The organism is Holdemania massiliensis, assembly GCF_022440805.1.
Taxonomy (GTDB): domain Bacteria; phylum Bacillota_I; class Bacilli_A; order Erysipelotrichales; family Erysipelotrichaceae; genus Holdemania; species Holdemania massiliensis_A.
Window position 1 is genome coordinate 2,115,421 of the sequence record NZ_JAKNTK010000001.1, and the last position, 23,065, is coordinate 2,138,485.

Here is a 23,065-nt window from a genome sequence, read left to right on the forward strand (position 1 = left end):
TTTTAGTTCTATAAGATCATGTATCTTTTATATTTTTTCGCTTTTATTATTAATATCTTTTTGTTAGAATGCAACCCTTTGTAGTGTATGGTTCAGAAATTATCATCCTCTTTAATGTAAATGCTTATTCTATCTCGCCATACATTTTCTCATATCGCTCCAAACACCATTCTGCTAACTTCTTAGATTGTTTGAAGAAGAACAGCATCCAATCCCGACTACTCTCATTTATGCTTTCCTTATATAATGCCCAGCCAACATAATACCAATTGTGAATTGCGGAATATGCCATCCAATGAACATGTTCCTTCTCTGTAGCAGGTCGTCCAAAATATGCCTCAAGAATGTCCACGATCTTAGGCTCATCCACTTCGTACTCAAGACCAGCAATCACACGTCCGAAGTCGTATCCTGGATCGTTATACCCAGCAAACTCCCAGTCAATGATATCTAGTGTCGTATCGGTACGAAGTACGTTGTCAATATTAATATCATTGTGGCACATAGTATGCTTGACGCCATCCATATCAGCATATTTTTGCAGCTTGCGCATCATTGCCCATTCCTTCTCAAATACCTTAAAGAGGTCACCTTTCATTTTAGATGCCTCCTTGAAAAGACGTTCACATTGATAAATTGGATCATAATCATACTCTTCTACATTGGATAGATCCATACCAGCATCATGGAAAGCTTTGATTTTTCTAGCTATAGCCTTCATAAGTTCTACATCTTCATAATAAACTCCATGAAGATCATGGCAGTTTTCACGGTACTTGGAAATCTTTACACCAGACTCATCGATGTATACATAGGTGTCATCAGCGTGAGCCTGTGCTGCAAGCTTTTGCGCCACGCACTCATTCTTACGATAAATAAAGAATTGACTGCTATCTCCGGGATAACGGAAAATATATCTTTCACCGCGTACAACAAAGGTGAACAAAATATTCGTTAAACCTTTTTGCAAAATAACAATATCGCTAATTTCATCTTCCTGGCATTTTAAAACCTCGCAGATTTTCTGATTAATACGGTCACTGACATTGCCAAGGAACAGACCCTCAATATTCTGAATCTCTTGGATAGAGTCAAATTCATATAAGAAATCTGCAGAATATTCACGTACATACATATCTAAATTGTCTGCATGTCGGCTAATGAATTCCTCCCAAAACAGTACAGACACACGAAAATCATCGATTTCTTCATCCATGTATTTTACCAGTCTACGACTAAGCTCTTTGTTTATGTAAGCATGCCCATAAATACACTCCCCGCTCTTCGCACCGCTGTACACACTTAAGATTCTACCAGAAGCGTTCTTACGAACTAGAAGCTCATTATCAGCATTTTCTTTGTAAACAGTCGCATGGAAAGAATTGTACTCATACTGTGAAAATGGATTTTCCTCAAAATAATTGTCACAATTCAAAATATATGTGCTTCCAAGATGTTTCTTTGCAACATAGAGTGAGTAAATATTATTCTTTTTTAAATCCGGATTAATTTCAAGATTAACGCCCCACTTATCCTGCAGGAAAAAGTAAAGTTCTTGCTTGTAAGCAATTACAACTGTGATGTTCTGAATGCCCGCCTCGCGAAGTTGACGAATCTGACGTTCAATCAAAGTTTCACCGTTCTTCATAAACAAACCTTTCGGCATCGAATACACGGATTTTGCAGATATATCCGAACCTCCTGCAGCAAGGATTACAGCATTCTCTACCTTAAGAGTAGAGATTTCATCCAATCCGTCCTGCGTGACTTTGCCATCTGCAATATACCCCTTCTTTTCCAGACCCGCCAAAAGTTCAGTCACTTCATCCACTGACTTAAAGACATAATAGTGTTTATTAGTGTAGATTTTCTCTGCGGTGGTTATATCTTCACCTTTTAACATTGTGCGGATTACTTCAAATTCTTTGTAACTAATCATTTCCCTTTCTCCTTTTTTCGTTTTTCTTGTAAAAGCAAAGATCCTTCAAAAATATCAAGATCTTCTCGTGTCGTAATTTTCCGATTCATAGCATTACTCTTTGAGAACCAAAGACGTTTCCCAAGAGCCATATAGACCGATGTAGTGTGTGGTTCTAAAGTATCAAGAATCCCTTGTTCCATCGCTTCTTCATACGTTTCGCATAATTCCCCGTATTTGAATGTCCATGGATTACTGAATCCTTTAATGTTTTCTCTAATCAGATTCTGTGTTGTGCTATATTCGTCATCCTTAATACAAGTACACAGTACCATATCTTCAGAAGAGATAGCATTACCATGTTCCTCGCATACTCTAATACTATCGTCAATGATATCCTGCGTTGTCATAGGTGACACCCCAAAACTGATAACAACAATATCATCGGGATTGATCTTATCCTTTAGCTGGAATACACCATTTAATGTGGACTCTTGAAAAGTCGCACCACCAACAGTTATCCATCTCGTTTTACTTATCCCATATTTATCGGAAATATGTCTTACTTCATCTATCCAATCTTTATGGCATACAATCTCAATGGCATCAATCTTGTCATCATTTTGGAAAATCTCAAGTGTATAAGCAAGGATAGGTTTGCCCATTATTTCTATAAATTGCTTCGGAACATCGGCTCCGACTCGTGTACCAGTACCCCCGGCAAGAATGATTGCTATGTTCATGTTCAAGAACCCTTTCTTTTATTTCAGATTAGCCATATATTGCTTATCCTTTTAGCCTTGTCGCCTCTTCGTAGTCTTTATAGGGAATGTCCGAACTCCAAGCGACGATGTCATTTAACTTAACACCGCGTTCTGTTTCTGGTGGCAATTGCATATAACTCTGCCCATATCGATTACTCATATATTCTTTGTAACCGATAGGCACAGCAAATATTTCATCTTCAAATTGTAATTGTGCAATATCGCTAAACCATTCCCTTTTATACAGCTCTCTCATGACCTTAATGTTCCCTATAGCAAAAAAAACGTTCTCCGTTTTTTGATTTTCATATTTCGTCATTGCCTCAAATACTTTTTTGCGCACCGACGGTTTCCTTGAATTAGGAATTATTCTGAGCATTAAGTTTGAGCACTTCGCCATTATACCACCGTGATTTTGTGGTACCCGACCTACTGTCAGAAGCATCCACAGCATTGCATTGAAATACTGTGCTATTTTGCTAAATTTACCATCCGATAGGTTATAATACGGATAAATGTCTATATATATTCCATGGTGTACATTTTTATTCGCTAATGAGCCAGCAATTAATGTTGTGTCACTCCTCCGTAACTTTGCATCACACAGGCCGCATTCTGGTTCACTTCCGAAGGTCTGAAGGAAATAATTCTTCGGAAATTCCGTTGGTGCAAGAGCCTGCAGTCTCAAGTAATCACCATATGGCATTATCACATCAATGTCATCATCACACGGAATAAATCCCTTATGACGTACCGCTCCAAGGCAAGTTCCAAACGCAAAAAAATAACGTAGATGATGTTTCTCGCATACGCGCTTATACTCTTTCAGAATTTCCAGCATCACTTTCTGCAAAGGAACGATATTATAATCAAGCTGATTCGCATACTTACTATCAGACGACTCAATTACGTCAATATCATTGCTATAATATGCATTATAATTCTGTTGTGTTATTCCCTCCCGTATGCTGTGAGGTAATGATGACCAATCTGTTGCTCCTTCGGTGGAGGCGTCATATAGTCCCCATATACATGGGTCAAGAACTTATCGTACTCTTTAAACGCCTTAAATGTTTTCCCTTCAAACTCCACATCAGTGAACTCAGTAAATATGGAACTTTCCATGATTTCTTTCTTGCCATACGCAAATGCACCACCGACTTCACCAGAATACTTCACGGAAGATATTGAACATTTCCGTCGACGGATTTCTACTGAGTTAAGTAGTCTATTTGGTTTTATAAATTTACCCATTACATAAAAGCAAAAACGAATTGGATCATAATACCACTTGAACCGAGTTCTTGTTTTGAAAAAGTGAGACCAATTCGAGGCATTAGCTATACTCAGCTTGAAAACAGAGCCATATAGATTGCATGTTGCCTGCTTAAATGTATTCCCTAAACCATCAACCGCAATTATATCTACGAAAAGACCCATCTTCCCGCGCCACTTCCAAATAGGCTCATCTGGAATCACTGTATTTGGATCACACACGCGAGTATACAAAAATGGCCATGTAGGATCCGTTCTATGAGAAATCACATAAAATGGGGTTTCATGGCTTGCACAGTATTCCATGAATTTCTCGTAATCATCTCTTGGCATTAGTAGATCAATGTCATCATCCCACGGAATAAATCCCTTATGACGAATAGCTCCTAATAATGTGCCATATGCAAGAGAATAGTTTATGCCCTGGCTTATGCATATTTCATGAATTTTACAAAGTACATCCAGCTCTACTGCTTTCATTTCATCCAAGGTTAGTTTTTTCATCGTTATATCCTTTCAATCTCATACTCTCCTAAACTACATCGTAGAATGTATCCGGTCTTTCAGGGTTAAATACCTCATTGCAAGTCATCACCGTTACAAGATTTTCTGTCTCACTGAGATTGATAATATTATGTGTCCAACCAGGAATCATATGAACCGCTTCAATTTTGTCGCTACTTACTTCAAATTCCACCAGTTCTCCAGTATTAATATTACGTTCCTGAATCAGCCCGTGCCCTGCCACCACAATAAACAATTCCCATTTACTGTTGTGCCAGTGCTGGCCTTTGGTAATTCCAGGACGGCTGATGTTAATAGATACTTGTCCGCAATCCGCTGTATGGATAAGCTCAGTGAAAGAACCACGGTCATCTGCATTCATCTTCAAAGCATATTTGAACTTCTCAGTTGGCAGATACGTGAGATAAAGACTGTAGAGTTTCTTTGCAAAGGAGCCTTCTGGCATCTTTGGCATCATAAGTGTGGTAGGTTGCTCTTTAAACTGTTGCAGCAAGTCCACAATTTCTCCAAGCGTTACCTTATGTGTTACAGGAACACAACAGTATCTTCCACCTTCCTGCAAAACAGTCTCCACACCCTCAAACTCACAATGGACTTCTTTACCTTCCAGAAGGTCAAACATCCCCTCAACAAGATCATCAATATAAAGCAGTTCCAATTCAGTGTTTCTGTCGTTGACCGTAAACTCCTCATCATTGGCCACTGCCCAACAAAAAGTTGACACTGCAGAATTATACCTAGGTTTGGAATGTCCCATTAAGTTTGGAAAACGATAGACTGCTACCTTTGCACCAGTTTCCTTAGCGTAATCGAAGAATAGCTCTTCTCCTGCTTTCTTACTTCTTCCGTATTCATTATCATAACGACCGATACAAGTTGCCTGAATAGAGGAAGATAACATGATCGTTGCCTTGTTCTTATACTTTTTCAGGTTATTGAGCAGATCGGATGCAAAGCCAAAGTTTCCTTTCATAAAATCGTCCGGATTCTCTGGGCGATTTACACCTGCCAGATTAAAGACAAAATCAGCTTTCTGACAATATGTAACAAGTTCCTCAGCGGTGGAATTGATATCATACTCATAGATTTCCTCAATTTTGATTTTGGAACGTGTCTTGTTTTTACCGTCTCTGATATTTTTGAGATTGTTTACAAGGGCGGTTCCCACCATGCCCTTGGATCCTGTTACTAAGATATTCATCTTGGTTTCCCCCATCCTTATTTTCTAGCAATAAACTGGCGATATTTTAATTACACATCTTTTCTCCAAACCATCTTATTAACTACCCCAACATAGCTCTGAATGATCTTGACAACCTTGGTAGAAACATTTTCTTCAATGTAATCCGGCACGGGAATGCCGTAGTCACCTGCTCTGTTCATCTCAACCGCAGTATCAACGGACTGAAGCAAACCCTTTTCATCAATCCCAGAAAGAATAAAACAGGCCTTATCCAATGCCTCCGGACGTTCGGTAGATGTACGAATACATACCGCTGGGAACGGATGACCAATACTGGTGAAGAAAGAACTTTCCTCAGGCAATGTCCCGCTGTCAGATACAACTGCGAATGCATTCATCTGCAGGTAGTTGTAGTCATGGAAGCCGAGAGGCTCATGTTGGATTACACGCTTGTCCAACTGGAAACCTGACTTCTCCAAACGCATACGGCTGCGCGGATGACAGGAATACAGGATTGGCATATCGTACTTTTCCGCCATTTTATTAATTGCATTGAAGAGACTAAAGAAATTTTTCTCTGTATCAATGTTCTCCTCACGGTGAGCAGACAAGAGAATATACTTTCCCTTTTCAAGACCAAGACGATCATGGATATCTGATGCTTCGATCTCTGCCAGATTGTTATGAAGCACCTCTGCCATAGGAGAACCTGTAACATAAGTTCTTTCTTTTGGAAGTCCACACTCAGCAAGATAGCGGCGTGCATGCTCGGAATAAGCCATATTCACATCTGAGATAATGTCTACAATTCTACGATTTGTTTCTTCTGGAAGACATTCATCTTTACATCTGTTTCCGGCTTCCATATGAAAGATCGGAATATGCAGACGCTTAGCACTGATAACAGATAGACAGCTGTTTGTATCGCCAAGTACCAACACTGCATCAGGCTTAATAGTAACCATCAACTTGTAACTTTGAGCAATGATATTGCCACAAGTTTCACCAAGATCCTCACCAACAGCATTCAAATACACATCTGGATCAGCAAGCTTCAAATCCTTGAAGAACACACCATTGAGGTTATAGTCGTAGTTTTGACCAGTATGGGCAAGAATTGTATCGAAATACTTACGTGTCTTATTGATAACAGCAGCCAAGCGGATGATCTCAGGACGTGTACCAACAATGATCAAAAGTTTTAGCTTACCATTATTTTTCCATTTATCATTTAAAAAATTATTCATTATAATAACTCCTTCATTGGAATCTTTAGTTCCTCCCAAGAAAATTGTTTTTTACTATACATCTTAGATTGCCTGTAATCATAGCATTCGCATTGTTAAATTAATCTATAGTAACGCAGCACAAATAATGGAACTATCTAAATCCCATTTTTACAGTTTTGTATTAAATAATATTCCTAAGCTTTCATTTTTTTATGAAAAAAATTTAGCCTTTAAGATAATTTAATATCACCATTCTGATATTTTCTGTATGGTCGACCCAAATCGACAATGCCATCCGTGTGGGTTCCGCTTCTTTTATCTCTATCCGGAGGTATCATATAATTGCCATAATGTGCCTTTAAATATGCATCAAACTTTACTGGAATCTTCATTTGTATATCCTCAAAAGGCACAGATATGACATCAACAATAAATTCTTGAGGATAAACATATTTATCGAAATTATACGGAAATGCATCTCCTGTAACATATTCCGATGTACGAAGAGGATACTTCTTTATAAGATTTATATACCTTTTATAAAACCAATCAAACGGAAGTAACTTTATAAACGGCCTGAAAATATTCCACTTACGCTTATTAATATAAAGCTTCCCAAACGAATCATCTGGACTATATCTACGATATATATTCATCTTATTATAGAACTTGAGTTTTTCTAGTACCCCCCCCCCCCCCGATTCCAAATAATGGGAACAAATCAACAAAGACCCCCATATATCGATCAGGGAAAGGTTTCACGTTTTCCTCAATGCAAGTCGTGTTTATATTAGTAACCTTTGAAAAAAATAAATGCATATGTTTTACATCACTTGGAGTGATAACTTTTAGATGAGGTGGTAATTCCTTCCTCAATAACGAAAGTAATCTATCATAATCCTCAATAGCCACACCTATATCCAAGTCATCATCCCAAGGAATAAAACCTTGATGCCTAACTGCCCCCAAACAGGTACCTGCCACAGCGATACAGTCAATATTATTCCTCTTGCACACTTTATTTATTTCTTTGTAAATGGAAAGTATTTCACTCTGTAATTCGTTCATCCATGCTTCTCCCTTCATTAGGTATGCGTAAAATTCTGCATTACTTTGTTTTCTTAGCCAACTCGTTCTGAATATACTGCAAAGATACAATCTTCTCCTTCGTTTGCTCTACTGTAAGGAGTTGTGTATTATTGGAATTAAACTCGCTTAATTTAGCTCTCTCTACATTACCTTGTGTGAAGTACTTATCATAATTAAGATTGCGCTTATCACACGGCACTCTGTAGAAATTGCCCATGTCGATTGCATGAGCACATTCCTCGTTGGTCAGAAGAGTCTCATATATTTTCTCTCCATGTCGAATACCAATGACTTTAATATTTTCTTTGTCTCCACCAAACAATTCACAGACTGCTTCTGCCTGTGTCTGAATTGTACAAGCAGGTGCCTTCTGAACAAGGATATCACCTGGTTCACCGTGTTCAAATGCGAAGAGCACTAAATCCACGGCCTCATCAAGTGACATAATAAAGCGGGTCATGGTCGGCTCCGTAAGTGTTATTGGATTACCATTTCTAATCTGGTCAATCCAGAGAGGGATAACAGAACCGCGAGAACACATAACGTTTCCATATCGTGTGCAACAGATCTTTGTGGTATCTGTTGTTCTGGCCTTCGCTACAATTACCTTTTCCATCATTGCCTTAGATGTTCCCATAGCATTCACAGGATAGGCAGCTTTATCAGTAGATAAACACACGACTTTTTTTACACCAGCATCAATAGCGGCTGTCAGAACATTCTCGGTTCCAAGAACATTGGTCTTCACCGCCTCAATTGGGAAAAACTCGCAACTTGGCACTTGCTTTAATGCAGCAGCGTGGAAAATATAATCAACGCCATGCATAGCATTTTTGACAGAGGCTAAGTCGCGAACATCTCCAATATAAAAACTGATTTTATCCGCCATTTCTGGCATTTTCACTAGGAACTCATGACGCATATCATCCTGTTTCTTCTCGTCTCTGGAGAAAATACGAATTTCCCCAATATCCGTCTTAAGGAAGCGGTTCAAAATCGCATTCCCGAAGGAGCCGGTACCCCCAGTAATTAATAATGTTTTTTCTTTAAACAAGGACATTGTCTCTCCTCCAAATTCAATTTATATATCTATTTATGAACACGGATTGCTCTGGTCAAATAGGCTCCCGCCTTTTTAAGCAACATATCAACCGTAATACATACTACTATTATCAAAATCACTGACAATAGCCAATGCAGCACCATGAAATTACTTACAAAAAACTGTGAATTTCTAAAGATCTTTTCCCAAAGATTCCCACGCATACAGGAGTGGTCTTGAATCAGGTATACAGCAAATATTGATCCTGAAATTCTTGACAAAAAGTTGCTCTGTACTTTCAAACATTTAAAGAACTTAAACATACCATATGCCATCGCGACTAACAAAGGAGAATTATAAATCATCAGATCGCTCCAGTAATCTATCGGACAACCTGGAAGCAAACGCAGAAGCACTCTGCTCAATAAAAGGATAAGGCATGCTCCTACATATATTAAACCTGCTTTTACTTTAGGAAGTTTTTTGTCATATCTTCGAATTGCCGCTCCCAGCATAATCATAGTAATCGCATGTAAAAATCCATTACCAAACTCATTAAACACATCAACACCAAATACTGCCTGTACACAGTCAAAAAATAGTAGAGTTGCAAGAAATATGCCAAACTCATAATTTGAAAGCCTGCATGTCATTTTGTTCAAAAACGGTCGTAACAGAGAAATCAAAAGGAATACCGTTGCAAACCAATATTGGTTTCCTAAAACAGGAAAAACAGCCCGAATTAATTTTCCTACACTAAAAGTGTCTATACGGCACATCATAGTAAATACAAAAATGAAAACGGAATAAAACCAAATCTGTCTATATAATGCGATTGTAGATTTAAGTGACTTTTTTATAGAGATCTTTTCTTCTTCAACATGGAAGAAATATCCGGAATTCATATAGAAACAATTCACTGCACACCTGCAAACTACTACCATAACACCAGCAAACAACATGTTTAGAGACGTTAGATTCTTAGCTGAGAGTATACCCGACTCTCCAAAATAATGAAGTGTCACTACCATTCCCATGCAAATCAACCGCATCAAATCTAAATTTGACTCTCGTTTAGTCATGCTTAATTCCTCCAACTATCTGAAGTGCTCAGATTACCAAAACTTCCAAAATCATTACAGATCTCCATAATCAATATAAACAACCTAACATTTTTTTTAAAACAATTTTGATTTCTGTCACACCTTCTGAAAGTATACGTATCGATGTAGTGTGCATTTGCTTCATTGACTCACGAGGCCATTTCCAGTTGTTATATGCAATCTGAACCACAAAATGTACACCCATGAGTGTATATATATTACCTCCAAGCATAGCTCCGATTAAAGACAACACTAAAATTGATATACTTGAAATAATATATGGATAAAGATATACAATCCGATTCCTCATTGTGAAATGTGCAGTGAACTCACCATGGTTATGCTCCAAAAACATATACAAACACATAAAAGTATACATAACCATGGGAATCCTTGTACGTGAGCCAATCAATATAAGAATTGGCTTTGAAAGCAATCCGAAAGCAATCATTCCTCCAATTGACACAATCCAAAAAACACTGATACCCAAGGAAAATGTTTTTCTATATTCATCTTCTTTTCCTGTTGCCATTTGATTGATCATTTGAGGCTGAACCGTACTAAACATAATACCACTAACGCTCACTATGGCGGTTATAATTTGAAGACACAGACCATAAGCTGCTGTTTCTTCAACTCCAAGATAAGCCGAGCATATCAGTGTCAACGACTGGTTTGTTGCATAACTACAAAGAGAAATAACTCCTGATCGTTTTGCGTTATGCCAAATATCCTTAAAAATTGAAACGGTCTCCTTAAGCTTTTCTTCTGTTGATTCCTTATATTCGACATTTTGTTCCTGCATTACCTCGTTGATTCGTTTATGCAATACCCTATTAGATAAGAAACGAATAACGAATCCCGATACCAAATATGCGGTACTTAGTGCAATCAGAGCATACCCACTCAAAATCCCTATATAACTCAGGATAATCTGAACTACTCTAGAAACAACAATAATTTTCTGATAGGCACTAATCTCGCCGATTCCCCTCAGAGCATTTCCGCAGTAATTGTAGTAGAGATTCAAAAAAATAGCGACAGAGTAAATACCCCAAGCAATCAAGTGAGTGTACCCTTTAAAATCACGTGTGATATAGCGAATATAAAACGTTCCTCCGGTTGCAAGCACCACCACAGCTACTAAAGCGACAACCAAGCAAATAATACGACATGCAGTTAAAATCCTTTTGATAAAATCAACATTTGGCTTATCTCCGACATCAGAAGCATCAAAACCCTCTTTTCGAATTTTGTGCGCACCACTCCAGGCGTAAGTGATGTTACGGATTAAAGTGGTAGAAAAGCCAAAATCCAAATATGTTACAAGCGTTCCTACGCTTGCAAAGGTATACCACAATCCCAACTCGCCTGATGAAACGTTTGAAAGAACCATAGGAAGTACAATAAGTGATGTACAATATTGAAAAAACGATCCTAAATAACTCCAGATAATATCCCGATTCCTAACCCTAATCTGCATACTTAATTTCCCTCTTGATCATATTTACAAATCTCCAGTAATAATTGGAGTAATCAAACTGTTCCATTTCCTGACTTGCTACCATCTGCATCTTTGCATACAATTCATTGTTAGTGCACAAAATGCGGATTCCCTCTGCCAAATGGTCAATGAAATTATCATCCGTATCCACCAATATCGTTGTTTCTTCACTACAATATTCAGGAATTCCTCCTCTTCTTGAGGCAATTGTTGGCAGTCCACTAGATCTCATTTCCAATAAAGTAAGTGATGCAGCTTCATTACACACAGACGGTATTGCACCGATATCTGCAATGCTCATATATTTAGGAACATCATCGTGGGGGATATACCCTGTCATCACCACTCGGTTCTTTATCTTCTGAATCTCTATCTGTAACTCTTGTGTGTATTCTGTCATTTTATCTGAACTAAAATTCTCACCCCCGACAATCAACAGCTTACATTCCGGCACTTTCTGAACAGCCTTCACTAACTCAAGAATCCCTTTTTCACGACTTAGGCGGCTACAGTAGAGGATAACTTTTTCACAGTCATGAAAGCCATATTTCTTACGCATCTCTATACGGAAGTCCACATACCTTTCCTTTCCATACATAGTCGTATCAATAGCGTTTTTTAACGTTCTTGTTTTCCCATCCATATAAGGAAGTGTTTCCAATCGCTTAGATATAAAATCACTAACTCCCACCAATAAATCACAATGTTTACAAAATGATTCTATTCCTTTCAGTTCTTTATTAATATAATCAGCATGAATGTGAAAAAAATTTTTCGCTGTTCCATAAGTACATGCCTGCATCATGTCTAACGCGGTGTTCTCAAACACCACCACATCATACGTATGTTTTTTTAAATACTCATTCGCAGCCATCATATGACGATCTCGATAAGATAATCGATATCCGGAAAGTCTTCGGCATATTCTATACAGAAACTCCTTAATGTGAAGGGAGAATAACTGCTCATTCAAGAGCACAAAATTTGTACGTCTATAAGTCTCTGTTACTTTGTCTAGTCCAGTGCATTTAATCGTAATCAAGTCGATATCCATTTTATGGAACTTTTCATTTTCATCAATTAGAGCAGTCACAAGCGTTTCAATTGCACCGCCACGTATATTCGGAATAGGATATTCTTTTGTCCCAATAATCGCAATCTTTATCATCTTATTCTCCCACTATTAACCGGTACAAATCTATATACTGTCTATATCGAATTTGATTATCCATTTTTACAGACCTTTCTAGACAAGCTTCTCTAGAAAAGGTTTTTTTTTCCTTAATTTCAACGATTTTTTTAATCATTGCGTCCATATCTCCGCTGCAAACACTACAACCACAGGTTTCATCAAAAATTTCCGCACTACCTCCTGTGGCATAGGACAAGACTGGCGTACCGCAAGCGAGGCTTTCCATGTTTACGGTCGGATAATTTTCTTCCATAGTCGGATTTACAAATAGATCCGCGATCGAATAAAATTGAGCAAGTTCCTGTTGATTCTGTGTTCTATGTACTTAAATAATATTGTCAGGTAACTGCCTATCCACATTATCATTAGTTCCTATTAGTATAATCCTACAGTCATCTGGCAGAACTTTTGCAGCCTTGATAAAGACATTCAATCCTTTTCGTGGCTCCCAATCATAGGCAACTCCAAGGATGACGAATGCATCATCTAACTTGTATTTTTCTCTTAATTTACTTTTAGTTGGCTTAAATACCTCTGTATCAATACCATTATTAATTACAGTTACAGGATAATCCCTTAAATAGCTTTGTTTTACCAGGTGCATCAACCAATCTGAAGGTGTAACAATAAATAAGTTATCTATTCCGGTAAACCATTTTCTTTTCAATTTCCATTTAAGTCTTGTGTGATCAATTTTTGCCGCAGGATATCGACTTAACTGTTCACAGTCATGACATCCTGTCTTCCACTTTTCACAGTGAATATAGTCAAAATACGGGCACTGTCCAGTAAAGGACCAACAATCATGTAGAGTCCAAACCACTTTAATTCCATGCTTTTTTAAATACCCAAACAATAACGGCAAGTTAATGAAATTTCCATGAATATTATGAAGATGAACAATATCTGGATCTATTGCCCGAATTTTTTTCAGGAATATAAGCGTAGGAAAAAAAGACTGTATTCCCCGTAGTCCTGAATAATAAGCCAATCTCTCATTTACCCGCGAATAATAATAACTACATATGGTAATGTCTCTAGCATTTTTTTCTACGTTATTCTTATTTTCTGGATACGCCTGATACGTTTCAAATCCATTCTCTTCTGCTATATGAGAAATAAATCTCATTATTTTTCCCGTGCTGCCAAAGTTCCCAAGATTAATAGATAATAATTTTCTTGTCATTTTTCTATTCCTCATTCATGTGTTTCTAAAAACCTGTTTCCTTTGTCCTTCCAACCAAATCCATAAAAAATGAGAATATAGGGTAAGGATGAATACTGGAGATTTTCACCTACATACATTAAAACTAAAGTTACAAAAACAATCCACACGAGTTTTTTTCGTCCAGGAAAATTATTTCCAAACTTAAATGTACCTATGGTAAACAGAATTCCATATGGAATTCCGTGAGCAGCGAACTGATAAAACAAAGTGTTTGTATTCTGTTCTGTCCATCCAAGCACTATATTAGATGCCATAGAAACTCTCACAAATTCCTCCGTTATAGCTTCCATTCCAATGCCATGCCATGGATGTTGTAATGCAATTTCAATATTCACAACCACACCTGCAAGACGAACCATGGCTGTTCCGCTACTAGTAGGGTTGATGACCTTTCCTAAAACCACATCTCCAACTTCTGTACACAACAGCACCACAACAGCAGCAAAAAACAAACCAGTTACAATCAAAAAACGCTTCGTTATTGATGTAGTTGTATCACCCTGCTTTCTCACTACCAAGGCATAAGCCAGCATGATCCAAGCACCCGCAGCATACCCAGTGGTAGAAAAGGTCAATATTAGCGCAATAAAGTATATCATCAAGCGATTTCTATTAATCGCTCTTCTCCCAAATAATTCGAATGCTATTGCCAGATTTAAATACAATTGGAAAACGCCTGGCTCCCAGTATATCCCCTGTGTCCGTATTGCAAGGTTTCCAATCGTTCCATCAATCAATCCAGCAAACAAGCATGTATATATCTTAATACCCGCAGTATTTACTATATAGGGGAACATCCTAACTACTCCAGGTAAGATATATGCAAGTAAAGTAAATGCGACTGCACTAATGGATACAAAGTATATCGCTTTTTTGAAAGCCTCTATATATTCATCAAAGTTCAGCAACATACAGAGTAAGAAAGCAACCGTAATACATAATACTTTTATTATGACGCGATTGAACAATTCGTTGTTTATAATCGCAATAACTATATATGCAGCTACAATAAATGCATATGCAATTATCTTACCCTTCTGTGCAGTTAAATTTATCTTAAAATTCATTTTAAGTAACAGCAACATGCACATTGCAATAAGCATATATCGGGAAAAGGTAACCACCATTGCGTTAGAATTCGTTCCAAATAAATACGTATCATTTGAAAAAAACATAATAAGATACACCAACACTGCGTTTGCATCAATATGGGTGTTCTTCTTGACCTTTAAAACCATTCCCATGCTATCTATTCACCTTACAATCAATCATTTCAATTAGATCAAGTACTTTCTTTCCTTGTGCAACGCAGTTTTTATTCTCTATTACCCACGTCTTTGCGGATTCTGCCCTTTTTTTATATTGTTCATATTTTTGGATAATATCTACCATTTTTGCAGTCAACGCCTCTATTGAATCATCATTGGGATAATTAATATACATATCATAATCATCAGGAATGCCTGCCAGTTTATAACCCACAAATGGTATCCCCGATGATAAGGCTTCTAAATTCTTTGATGGGAAACTGTATTTGGTGAACTCACCAACATTTTTTCTGGGATTTACAATGACATCCGCTTGTAAAAGTTCATTTAAGACCTCTTCCCTTGTTAGTCTACCAAGGAACTCGATTCTATTATCCTTCTTCGCCCTATTTATGATTTCCTGCGCAAGCTCACCTATTCCGCATAATTTCAGTTTTACATTTTGATTCTGCATTCTACCGAATGCATCCAATAGATCTTTGACTCCAAATTTTTCATGCAACATTCCGGCATAGATGAATATTCTTTTATCTTCATCCTTTTTTGAGTTAACATTAGAAAATTCATGTGTGCAAAGTCCTTCAATAATTTGGTATGGTTTATCTTTAGCCAGTACCTCTGCCATTTGTTTCGTAATAGCTACAACTCCATCAATTGAAGTCATTGAAGCATTTGCCTTATTATCACTCCATTTGCGATATATGTGATTCAGAAAACTTATTTTACGGTTGCCTAGTACAGTGAACTGTGGCATGTCCACCACTACATTCATTGTGATAATTTCAGGATGAACTTTTTTCACCCATTGAAAAGCTCCCAAAAACTCCGGATACATGGTATATGCTATTAATACCTTTTTTTTACCATTATCTCTCTTCACCCATTTCTTTAGTTCACTTCGTAGTGGTATCCATTGAAAGAATCGCTTAATATACTTGATATTAACATAGCCCAAGTTTACATCCAGCGCTCCCGGAACGTGGGAAAATTTCAGCCTTCGAATAATTGGGTCTTTATATGTTTCGGGATACGAATTAACTGGAAGGTAATTAAGGATTTTTACAGACGAGTCATTATTTGCCTCGATTCCCTCAATTAAATGATTCTGCCATGCTATCGCCGCATCTTCCATTAAACCTACCATTTTCTGTCTTACTTCACCCTCAATTTCTTTGGGTATTATTCTTGCTAAAAAGACAATATCATACTTCATGTCATATTCCCCCATATAATAAACTCTTTTTATAAACTGCAGTTCTAATATCAAAAATCCCGCGAGCACAGAACTGCTTAAATTTCCACTAGGTTCAATTACACAGATCACAATTACATTTATTGATTTCACATTTAACTTCCGAAATGTTTTACTATTTTTTTAACCTTAACGCCCAAATCCACAACCCCGTCTTATACAATGGGAGCATCACCTGATACATCCTTGGAAGGAAGTTCTTCATCCCAGGTTCCCACAGAATATTCCATGGCTCGCTTGCAATAAGATTTTTTAACAATTCTTTTTTTTCTTTCTTACTTAAGTGACACTCTGAAGACATCAATTCATAATTAGCAATGCAATACAGCTCAACTGCAACGTTCAGTACATAAGTATTTATGTTAGCTGAGAAAAAACCCTCATTTTCTTTCTTTAATAGAATTAGGTATTCGGACACCTTTTGTGCACGATCACCATGATATTTTCGCACAGCAGATGACGCATATTGAACATATCCATACCATATGTCGTAAACCAAAACAACTTTTTTACAGATTTTCAAAAGGCGTAGATTCCACAGTAAATCTTCACCAATAGGTGTATTAATTGGAAAAGGTGTTTCTAACGCGAAACTTCTCCTCAAAAGCTTCGCATGTGGTGCTCTGTTAAAATACCCTACTCCTTTTACACTGGAAAACTCCTTGTTCCCACCTTGGAAATATTGTCTGCGAAGAAGATCGTATTCATTATGCGGAAGGAGCTTTTGGGCAATGTCAGAGTGAGCGTCTGCTTCGATATTGTAAGCATGAAACTCATCTAAAGAATGTATCCTCACTGCAGCACCAATCACAAAATCAGCATCAAAATTCTTCGCACACTCGACTGCTTTCTGTATCGCAAACTTTGCAAGGACATCATCCGAATCAAAATACATAACATATTCTCCCGTTGAAGCCTTGGTCGCATTATTCCGGGCGGCACTGACACCTTGATTGTCCTGATGAATGACAAGAATTCTTGAATCCTGCTGAGCTAATCTATTGCAAACTTTCAAAGATTCATCCTTTGAACCATCATCAATCAGGATAATCTCAATATTTCTATAAGACTGGTTTGTCAAACTGGCTATTGATTTTTCTAAATATTTCGCCGCATTGTAGACGGGAACAATAATACTTACTTTTAAATTTTCATTTTTACTCATTTTCCACTCCTATCTACATACACTCTTAATCTTTTATAATTTCAAATACTTTCAGCTTTAATTGTTATTGCATTATTGCAATTTTTTACATACTCATCATATGTCTCGATCTGCTTACATGGCGTACCTACACATGCTATTGACGGGCAAGTTCTTATTAACCATAATCTCTACACCTACAATTGCATTTGAGGCAATCGTTACACCTGGCAAGATTATCGTTCCTGCTCCGATGAATATATTGTAGTCAATAACAATTTCACCCATGCTTTCTTTCACAGTCAAACCATATTGTCTAATAAAATTAATAATTTCATGTATGATAAACCTGCCCCCACTTGCTATCTCGACATTGTTTCCAAAAGAAACAAATATTAATATAACAACAAGTTCATTACGAGAAGTCTTAATCCTCTCTTGACACACTCTTAAAGATCTTTTTCTCTCCAGTTTAGTTTTTTATTAAAAAAACAATCCTCAATTGTTCGCTCATTCTCTATCTTCTCAATTTTAAATATACTCGCCCGCAGTAATCCTAAATGTACTCCCCGTCATCATAGAACTCGCATCGGAAAGCATATATACAATACCTTCCACATAGTCACTACGTTCGCACATTCTACCCATCGGCAGAATCTTTGCTGCTCTATCACGTAATTCTTTCTCTGTTTCACCCTGGCTGTTTCTGAGACTGACTTCACCTTCGGTCGGAGTCCACCCTAAAGTCAGATAGTTACAGCGAATCTGCTCAGTCGCATAGTTATGCGCAATGTGCTCCATAAGGATTCTTAACACACCTTTAGAACAAGCATAGGCTGCTCTATCTTTCTGGCCACCCCATGCATGAGCGGAGCCGGTGAGGACAATAGATCCACCTCCATTCATCCGCATATACTTGATTGCCTGCTGACAACAAAAGAAACAGGCTTTAAAGTTGATATCCATGACGGCATCAAAAGTTGTCTCATCGCAGGTATCCAGCGGAGAGACCGGAGTAATACCTGAGTAGTTGAAAAATCCATCAATTTTTCCAAATTTGTTATACGCTTCATCAAAAAGCTTTTTACAGTCTTCCACTTTCGTCAACTCTGTATATACAAACAATCCATCGCTACCATATGTTCGCATCAAACGAATAGATGCTTTGGCAGCTTTCTCATCACGACCACCTATGACAACCTTTGCTCCGCGCATGGCGCATTCTTCTGCAATCGTCCTGCCTACGCCCTTTGTTCCACCAGAAATAACGATTACCTTATCACTTAATACTTTCTCCATAATTACAGCTCCAATGCTTTGTCCACATCAAAGCCCTTGAGCAACAGATTATTTCCAGCTTCATCGTAAACCTTTACATGATCCATATAGTATTTGAGCTTTTCAGCCAACTCTGCCTTAGTGTTACAAACTAAATACAGTCTAGTCAAAACCTGTTTTTCAGTGCCAATCCACTCAGGCAAAACAGCATCGCCCTCATACAAACGCTGAATGTTTGCCACAACGCAAGGATCGCTTTCTGCATCACTTAGGCCTTCGATCTTGGCAACCTTCCCCTCTTTCAACAGAAACCAAAGGGTAGATGCCCACTTGCCACGCAGGTAGGTATCATCTGCTTTTTTCAAATCAATATCACCCTCAGAACCAGTGAGCGCAAAGCGAATCAGCATTTCACGCTGGTCAAAACCATGAATCGCCTTCATCAATAAATGAGGAGCCTCACCCTGAAGGCGGAAACCGGTATCATAGACATAGAACTCACCATTTTCATAAAAGCCCGAAAGCATTAGCACACCGTTACGAATACCGATATCATTAAAAAGACGAATAGCATTGTCATGCATTCGCTCAAAATACTCATTAAGATGCTTGGATGGATATGTACCGCCAAGGCATACACGAGACAACCCTGGCTGCTCATCGGTAGTATACCTATCGTAGATACAGGATGCGCTGCAATAGCCATCCTTAAAGGTATAATACATACCCATATCTTCACATTGCATATATTTTTCAACGATGAATCGTTTCTTGTTTGATGCCGCAAGTGCCTTTTCTACAGCTGGACGCAGTTCTTCTTCGCTATATACAACAGTCATGCCCACACCACCACCGTTGTCAACAGGCTTGATCATAACCGGATATTGAATCTTATCAATATCCTCCTGTTTCATAGAAGCATCAAGATAATACTCTGGGATACCGTGGACACCATAGCGTTCACAGGTTGCCTTGAAAACATCTTTAAACGCAAACACATCTACAATCTTCTGCGTTGCATAACAAGGAAGATCCAGCGCGTCACAGACCTTGCAGTAAGCTGGAACTAGAATATCGGCAACACCAACCAGTACGCCATCTACCTTTTCTTCTCTGGCCAATGCAACTAGTCCTGGCACATCCATGCCATCTACATCGTAGGCTTTCCATGCGACCTTCTTTGCCGCATCCGTGTGTCTGCCACTGCTCACGATGGTGAGGATACCCATGTTGTTGGCAACTTCAACCAGCGGAATGGTTTCGGGATTGCCGCCCAAAATCAGTAATTTCTTTCCTTCAAACTCTCTCTTGCTTTCCATAGTCTTATTAGTCTCCATTGTTGCATCCTCCATTAAAATGTATATTGTTCACATTGAGCCATCAGCAGATACTTTTGCTTTGGTATTCTTGCCTCTATTTGATCCCTGAACTTCTGCAGGTTTCCTCCGTGAGAAGCAAATGTTCCGTAGTGACAAGGAATCGCAAGTGCAGGTCTGAGATACTCACAAACAGTCACAAATTCTTCCTCATTCAAGTTGCCATAAGCACCGTTAATTGGGCCAATGACCACATCATACTGTTCACGAATCGTAGACAACAAATCCATCCGCAAGCAAGTGTCACCCATAATGTATATTTTCTTCTCATCTACCGTGATAACTAGCCCAAATGCATCCGGTGCTCCTTCTCCGTGGTCACAGAACACAATGTCCAAGTGAATATCCTCTGCATCGTAATGGTCACCCGGTTTCACATAGGTAATATGATTTTGCGACATTAAAAGTCGTTCGATCTCCTGCTTGCAGTTAACTGATGCAATCAGCTTTGTGTGCGGATTGGACATCAACACCGGAATTGCATCCATGTCAAAATGATCATAGTGAGGATGCGTAGCTACCACATAGTCAAACTGAACATCAGTTGGCATGAGCACCTTTGGTGTGAGCCTCTTAAATCCCACATGACCTTCCACTCGCTCTACGCAATCAGTTAGATACATATCAATGCCAAGTAGCGTTCCCTTTTTACTTTTAATGATGAACCCTGCCTGACCTACTGAAAAAAGATGCGTTTTTCCCAGCGGCGCTAACAGAATCCGCGTTGCAAAATTCATCTTCGTTTTCCTCGTTCTTTCTTATCTATTTTTCTTTATAATGCATCCGCATGTGCAAGATAATGCTTAAGTGCTTTAGCACGTATTTCTTCATTTTGTGTGATCGTTAGAATTTTTCTCTCACTTATACCAAGGCTTTTCAATCGTTCTGTCAACTGTTTACTGGTATAAGGCTCCAATGCGGCAACAACTATATAGTCAAATTCCACATTTTGAACAACCTCTAGCGGATCAACGTCCAAGCAACACCTTCTACACGCCCAGTAATCATCATCCACCCAGGCTACGACCTCACATTCTTGATTTTGAAGTTTTCCATATAACTGCTGACCAAATGTACCGGCACAGCACAACACTATTTTCTTACCTATAAAAGTACCAGCATAAGGATACTCCACACCTTCAATTGGCAAAATACCGCCAGAGCGAACCGTAAAAATATGTAATGCATAATCATCAATCTGCTTTTTGTAGGAAGCCGGAAGGTGGTCACACAGGTATTCGTAAAGCAATTTGATGTATGATGATTCCTGTGCAAAAGGCTTTTGCGACTTAAGCATTGAATCTTCCCGCTGTCGATAGTGGTAAGAGCAATCATCTATGACGCAAATCTTGGAACAAGATTCTAGTGCTGGATAGACACATGCTGCATCCTCACCTTGACTCAATCGTGTATCTACATTCATCTGGTGTTTATAAATTATTTCTCGTTTAAATAATTTGTTCCATACATATGTAAAGATACCTATAGTATAAAAATCACCACACGACAACATTGTTTCCTTCAATAATTTCAGTTCATCACCCTCATAAACACCACAGGAAATATGATTTATTAACTTCACTTTATTCTGAAAAAAATGCCTTGTCTGTCCAGCTATCACAGCGTCTGCATTAGTTTCAAGCTGTACTTTAACAAGGTTCTCCACAAATTCTGAATCTACCCAGTCATCACCGTCAACATTACAAATAAGGCTTCCCGTCGACATTTCCAGTCCTGCCTGACGAGCAGACACTAGTCCGCCGTTCTTCTTGTTGATGAGTATGATGCGTTCATCTTTTTTTGCATAGATATTACATATTTCTGGGCAACGATCCGGTGAACCATCATTTACGAGCACAATTTCTATATTCTGATAGGTCTGGTTTAGCAAACTCTCTATACACAAACCAAGATAGCGTTCAATCTTGTATATAGGAACAATCACGCTAACTAGTGGCGCTTCATTTTTTATACATTTCATCACGACCAGCCCTCACAAATTTCTATATCGAGATTTCTAACCTATCTTCATGTAGTTTCCTTCGCTATCCGTTTTTAGTGATTCAGGATTGGCGATCCCAATAAATTCATTTCTTGCGCCACCATCATTCGCCACAGCGCCATCACACTTCAATACCACCTTTACTGTATCAATTACGCTCTTTGCATCTACAGCAAAGCTCACATGGTCTACATACCACACGTCACCAGCAAACTGCTGTTCCCAGCTCTGTGTATTGCGACCATTGACTGTTGATGGATTGGACAAACCCGGTCTAACTTCATGTCGGCGCTTTTGCTCATCTGTATATCTTTCCAGATAACGAACTGGCAGTGGACGTGGACCGATAATGCTCATTTCCCCTTTTATGATATTAATAAGGCTTGGGAGTTCATCAATAGAGCTTTTTCTTAGGAAACTTCCTAATTTTGTAATACGCTCTTCATCCGGCAAGTACACACCATTTTCATCTCGTTTATTGTTCATAGAGCGAAATTTCAAAAGGGAAAACTCTTTATTGTTTAGTCCTATACGCTTCTGCTTGAACAATACAGGAGTGCCAACATCTATCAGTACTAAAATAGCAACAATAAGAAGTGGAATTGCTAGCACAATCATCGCCAGCAAAGATAGAGATAGATCAAAAAATCTTTTTATATATTTAGCATAAATTCCTTGTTTTTTCATTTCTGT

General features: G+C 38.3%; 21 protein-coding genes and 1 pseudogene. All 22 read right to left on the reverse strand.

What is annotated here, in order from left to right; all coding sequences use genetic code 11:
- Window positions 1-124: 124 nt before the first annotated feature.
- Window positions 125-1,939, reverse strand: a complete 1,815-nt coding sequence (locus MCG46_RS09700; protein ID WP_240279760.1) for a phosphotransferase — start codon at window positions 1,937-1,939, stop codon at window positions 125-127.
- Window positions 1,936-2,661, reverse strand: a complete 726-nt coding sequence (locus MCG46_RS09705) for an IspD/TarI family cytidylyltransferase (protein ID WP_240279761.1) — start codon at window positions 2,659-2,661, stop codon at window positions 1,936-1,938. Before MCG46_RS09705 ends, MCG46_RS09700 begins: the two co-directional genes overlap by 4 nt.
- A gap of 43 nt (window positions 2,662-2,704) precedes the next feature.
- On the reverse strand, window positions 2,705-3,523 hold the full coding sequence (locus MCG46_RS09710; RefSeq protein WP_240279762.1) for a LicD family protein: 819 nt from the start codon (window positions 3,521-3,523) through the stop codon (window positions 2,705-2,707).
- 110 nt (window positions 3,524-3,633) lie between these two features.
- Window positions 3,634-4,461 carry a LicD family protein gene (locus MCG46_RS09715; protein ID WP_240279763.1) on the reverse strand — a complete coding sequence of 276 codons (828 nt, stop codon included), beginning with the start codon at window positions 4,459-4,461 and terminating at the stop codon, window positions 3,634-3,636.
- 28 nt (window positions 4,462-4,489) lie between these two features.
- The gene (locus tag MCG46_RS09720) at window positions 4,490-5,683 is read right to left on the reverse strand and encodes an NAD-dependent epimerase/dehydratase family protein (protein ID WP_240279770.1); all 1,194 of its coding nucleotides are present in this window, start codon (window positions 5,681-5,683) and stop codon (window positions 4,490-4,492) included.
- 50 nt (window positions 5,684-5,733) lie between these two features.
- Window positions 5,734-6,912, reverse strand: coding sequence for a non-hydrolyzing UDP-N-acetylglucosamine 2-epimerase (gene wecB, locus MCG46_RS09725; protein ID WP_240279772.1), 1,179 nt, complete (start codon window positions 6,910-6,912; stop codon window positions 5,734-5,736).
- Between the two features lie 212 nt (window positions 6,913-7,124).
- Window positions 7,125-7,550, reverse strand: a complete 426-nt coding sequence (locus MCG46_RS09730) for a LicD family protein (protein ID WP_240279774.1) — start codon at window positions 7,548-7,550, stop codon at window positions 7,125-7,127.
- 4 nt (window positions 7,551-7,554) lie between these two features.
- The gene (locus MCG46_RS09735; RefSeq protein WP_240279775.1) at window positions 7,555-7,962 is read right to left on the reverse strand and encodes a LicD family protein; all 408 of its coding nucleotides are present in this window, start codon (window positions 7,960-7,962) and stop codon (window positions 7,555-7,557) included.
- A gap of 40 nt (window positions 7,963-8,002) precedes the next feature.
- Window positions 8,003-9,043: a polysaccharide biosynthesis protein gene (locus tag MCG46_RS09740; RefSeq protein ID WP_240279776.1), complete on the reverse strand. Its 1,041-nt coding sequence runs from the start codon at window positions 9,041-9,043 to the stop codon at window positions 8,003-8,005.
- Window positions 9,044-9,072: 29 nt separating this feature from the next.
- Window positions 9,073-10,107 (reverse strand): acyltransferase family protein, encoded by a 1,035-nt coding sequence (locus tag MCG46_RS09745; protein ID WP_240279777.1) that lies wholly within the window; start codon window positions 10,105-10,107, stop codon window positions 9,073-9,075.
- A 70-nt stretch (window positions 10,108-10,177) separates the two neighbouring features.
- Entirely contained in the window at window positions 10,178-11,611 is a 1,434-nt protein-coding gene (gene wzx / locus MCG46_RS09750) for an O-unit flippase-like protein (protein WP_240279778.1), read from the reverse strand.
- Window positions 11,601-12,800 (reverse strand): glycosyltransferase family 4 protein, encoded by a 1,200-nt coding sequence (locus MCG46_RS09755; RefSeq protein ID WP_240279779.1) that lies wholly within the window; start codon window positions 12,798-12,800, stop codon window positions 11,601-11,603. Before MCG46_RS09755 ends, wzx begins: the two co-directional genes overlap by 11 nt.
- A 1-nt stretch (window position 12,801) precedes the next feature.
- Window positions 12,802-13,134: pseudogene (locus MCG46_RS19635) on the reverse strand (glycosyltransferase); the annotation flags it as partial.
- A gap of 15 nt (window positions 13,135-13,149) precedes the next feature.
- Window positions 13,150-14,010, reverse strand: coding sequence for a glycosyltransferase (locus MCG46_RS09760; protein ID WP_240279780.1), 861 nt, complete (start codon window positions 14,008-14,010; stop codon window positions 13,150-13,152).
- Between the two features lie 11 nt (window positions 14,011-14,021).
- On the reverse strand, window positions 14,022-15,296 hold the full coding sequence (locus MCG46_RS09765) for a hypothetical protein (protein WP_240279781.1): 1,275 nt from the start codon (window positions 15,294-15,296) through the stop codon (window positions 14,022-14,024).
- Between the two features lies 1 nt (window position 15,297).
- Complete coding sequence (locus tag MCG46_RS09770; RefSeq protein ID WP_240279785.1) at window positions 15,298-16,533, reverse strand: glycosyltransferase; 1,236 nt, start codon at window positions 16,531-16,533, stop codon at window positions 15,298-15,300.
- A gap of 154 nt (window positions 16,534-16,687) precedes the next feature.
- A complete protein-coding gene (locus tag MCG46_RS09775; RefSeq protein ID WP_240279787.1) occupies window positions 16,688-17,737 on the reverse strand; it encodes a glycosyltransferase family 2 protein in 1,050 nt (349 codons plus the stop codon).
- 510 nt (window positions 17,738-18,247) lie between these two features.
- Entirely contained in the window at window positions 18,248-19,015 is a 768-nt protein-coding gene (locus MCG46_RS09780; protein ID WP_240279789.1) for an SDR family NAD(P)-dependent oxidoreductase, read from the reverse strand.
- Window positions 19,016-19,017: 2 nt separating this feature from the next.
- Window positions 19,018-20,331 (reverse strand): ATP-grasp domain-containing protein, encoded by a 1,314-nt coding sequence (locus MCG46_RS09785; protein ID WP_240279791.1) that lies wholly within the window; start codon window positions 20,329-20,331, stop codon window positions 19,018-19,020.
- A gap of 14 nt (window positions 20,332-20,345) precedes the next feature.
- Complete coding sequence (locus MCG46_RS09790) at window positions 20,346-21,107, reverse strand: MBL fold metallo-hydrolase (RefSeq protein ID WP_240279793.1); 762 nt, start codon at window positions 21,105-21,107, stop codon at window positions 20,346-20,348.
- A gap of 35 nt (window positions 21,108-21,142) precedes the next feature.
- The gene (locus MCG46_RS09795; RefSeq protein WP_240281447.1) at window positions 21,143-22,351 is read right to left on the reverse strand and encodes a glycosyltransferase family 2 protein; all 1,209 of its coding nucleotides are present in this window, start codon (window positions 22,349-22,351) and stop codon (window positions 21,143-21,145) included.
- 36 nt (window positions 22,352-22,387) lie between these two features.
- Window positions 22,388-23,059 carry a sugar transferase gene (locus MCG46_RS09800; protein ID WP_240279795.1) on the reverse strand — a complete coding sequence of 224 codons (672 nt, stop codon included), beginning with the start codon at window positions 23,057-23,059 and terminating at the stop codon, window positions 22,388-22,390.
- Between the last annotated feature and the right edge of the window lie 6 nt (window positions 23,060-23,065).

Coding starts and splice junctions, on each gene's coding strand:
- MCG46_RS09700 (WP_240279760.1), bottom strand. CDS start 1,939: ATGATTAGTTACAAAGAATTTGAAGTAATCCGCACAATGTTAAAAGGT.
- MCG46_RS09705 (WP_240279761.1), bottom strand. CDS start 2,661: ATGAACATAGCAATCATTCTTGCCGGGGGTACTGGTACACGAGTCGGA.
- MCG46_RS09710 (WP_240279762.1), bottom strand. CDS start 3,523: ATGCTGGAAATTCTGAAAGAGTATAAGCGCGTATGCGAGAAACATCAT.
- MCG46_RS09715 (WP_240279763.1), bottom strand. CDS start 4,461: ATGAAAAAACTAACCTTGGATGAAATGAAAGCAGTAGAGCTGGATGTA.
- MCG46_RS09720 (WP_240279770.1), bottom strand. CDS start 5,683: ATGAATATCTTAGTAACAGGATCCAAGGGCATGGTGGGAACCGCCCTT.
- wecB (WP_240279772.1), bottom strand. CDS start 6,912: ATGAATAATTTTTTAAATGATAAATGGAAAAATAATGGTAAGCTAAAA.
- MCG46_RS09730 (WP_240279774.1), bottom strand. CDS start 7,550: ATGAATATATATCGTAGATATAGTCCAGATGATTCGTTTGGGAAGCTT.
- MCG46_RS09735 (WP_240279775.1), bottom strand. CDS start 7,962: ATGAACGAATTACAGAGTGAAATACTTTCCATTTACAAAGAAATAAAT.
- MCG46_RS09740 (WP_240279776.1), bottom strand. CDS start 9,043: ATGTCCTTGTTTAAAGAAAAAACATTATTAATTACTGGGGGTACCGGC.
- MCG46_RS09745 (WP_240279777.1), bottom strand. CDS start 10,107: ATGACTAAACGAGAGTCAAATTTAGATTTGATGCGGTTGATTTGCATG.
- wzx (WP_240279778.1), bottom strand. CDS start 11,611: ATGCAGATTAGGGTTAGGAATCGGGATATTATCTGGAGTTATTTAGGA.
- MCG46_RS09755 (WP_240279779.1), bottom strand. CDS start 12,800: ATGATAAAGATTGCGATTATTGGGACAAAAGAATATCCTATTCCGAAT.
- MCG46_RS09760 (WP_240279780.1), bottom strand. CDS start 14,010: ATGACAAGAAAATTATTATCTATTAATCTTGGGAACTTTGGCAGCACG.
- MCG46_RS09765 (WP_240279781.1), bottom strand. CDS start 15,296: ATGGGAATGGTTTTAAAGGTCAAGAAGAACACCCATATTGATGCAAAC.
- MCG46_RS09770 (WP_240279785.1), bottom strand. CDS start 16,533: ATGAAGTATGATATTGTCTTTTTAGCAAGAATAATACCCAAAGAAATT.
- MCG46_RS09775 (WP_240279787.1), bottom strand. CDS start 17,737: ATGAGTAAAAATGAAAATTTAAAAGTAAGTATTATTGTTCCCGTCTAC.
- MCG46_RS09780 (WP_240279789.1), bottom strand. CDS start 19,015: ATGGAGAAAGTATTAAGTGATAAGGTAATCGTTATTTCTGGTGGAACA.
- MCG46_RS09785 (WP_240279791.1), bottom strand. CDS start 20,331: ATGGAGACTAATAAGACTATGGAAAGCAAGAGAGAGTTTGAAGGAAAG.
- MCG46_RS09790 (WP_240279793.1), bottom strand. CDS start 21,107: ATGAATTTTGCAACGCGGATTCTGTTAGCGCCGCTGGGAAAAACGCAT.
- MCG46_RS09795 (WP_240281447.1), bottom strand. CDS start 22,351: ATGAAATGTATAAAAAATGAAGCGCCACTAGTTAGCGTGATTGTTCCT.
- MCG46_RS09800 (WP_240279795.1), bottom strand. CDS start 23,059: ATGAAAAAACAAGGAATTTATGCTAAATATATAAAAAGATTTTTTGAT.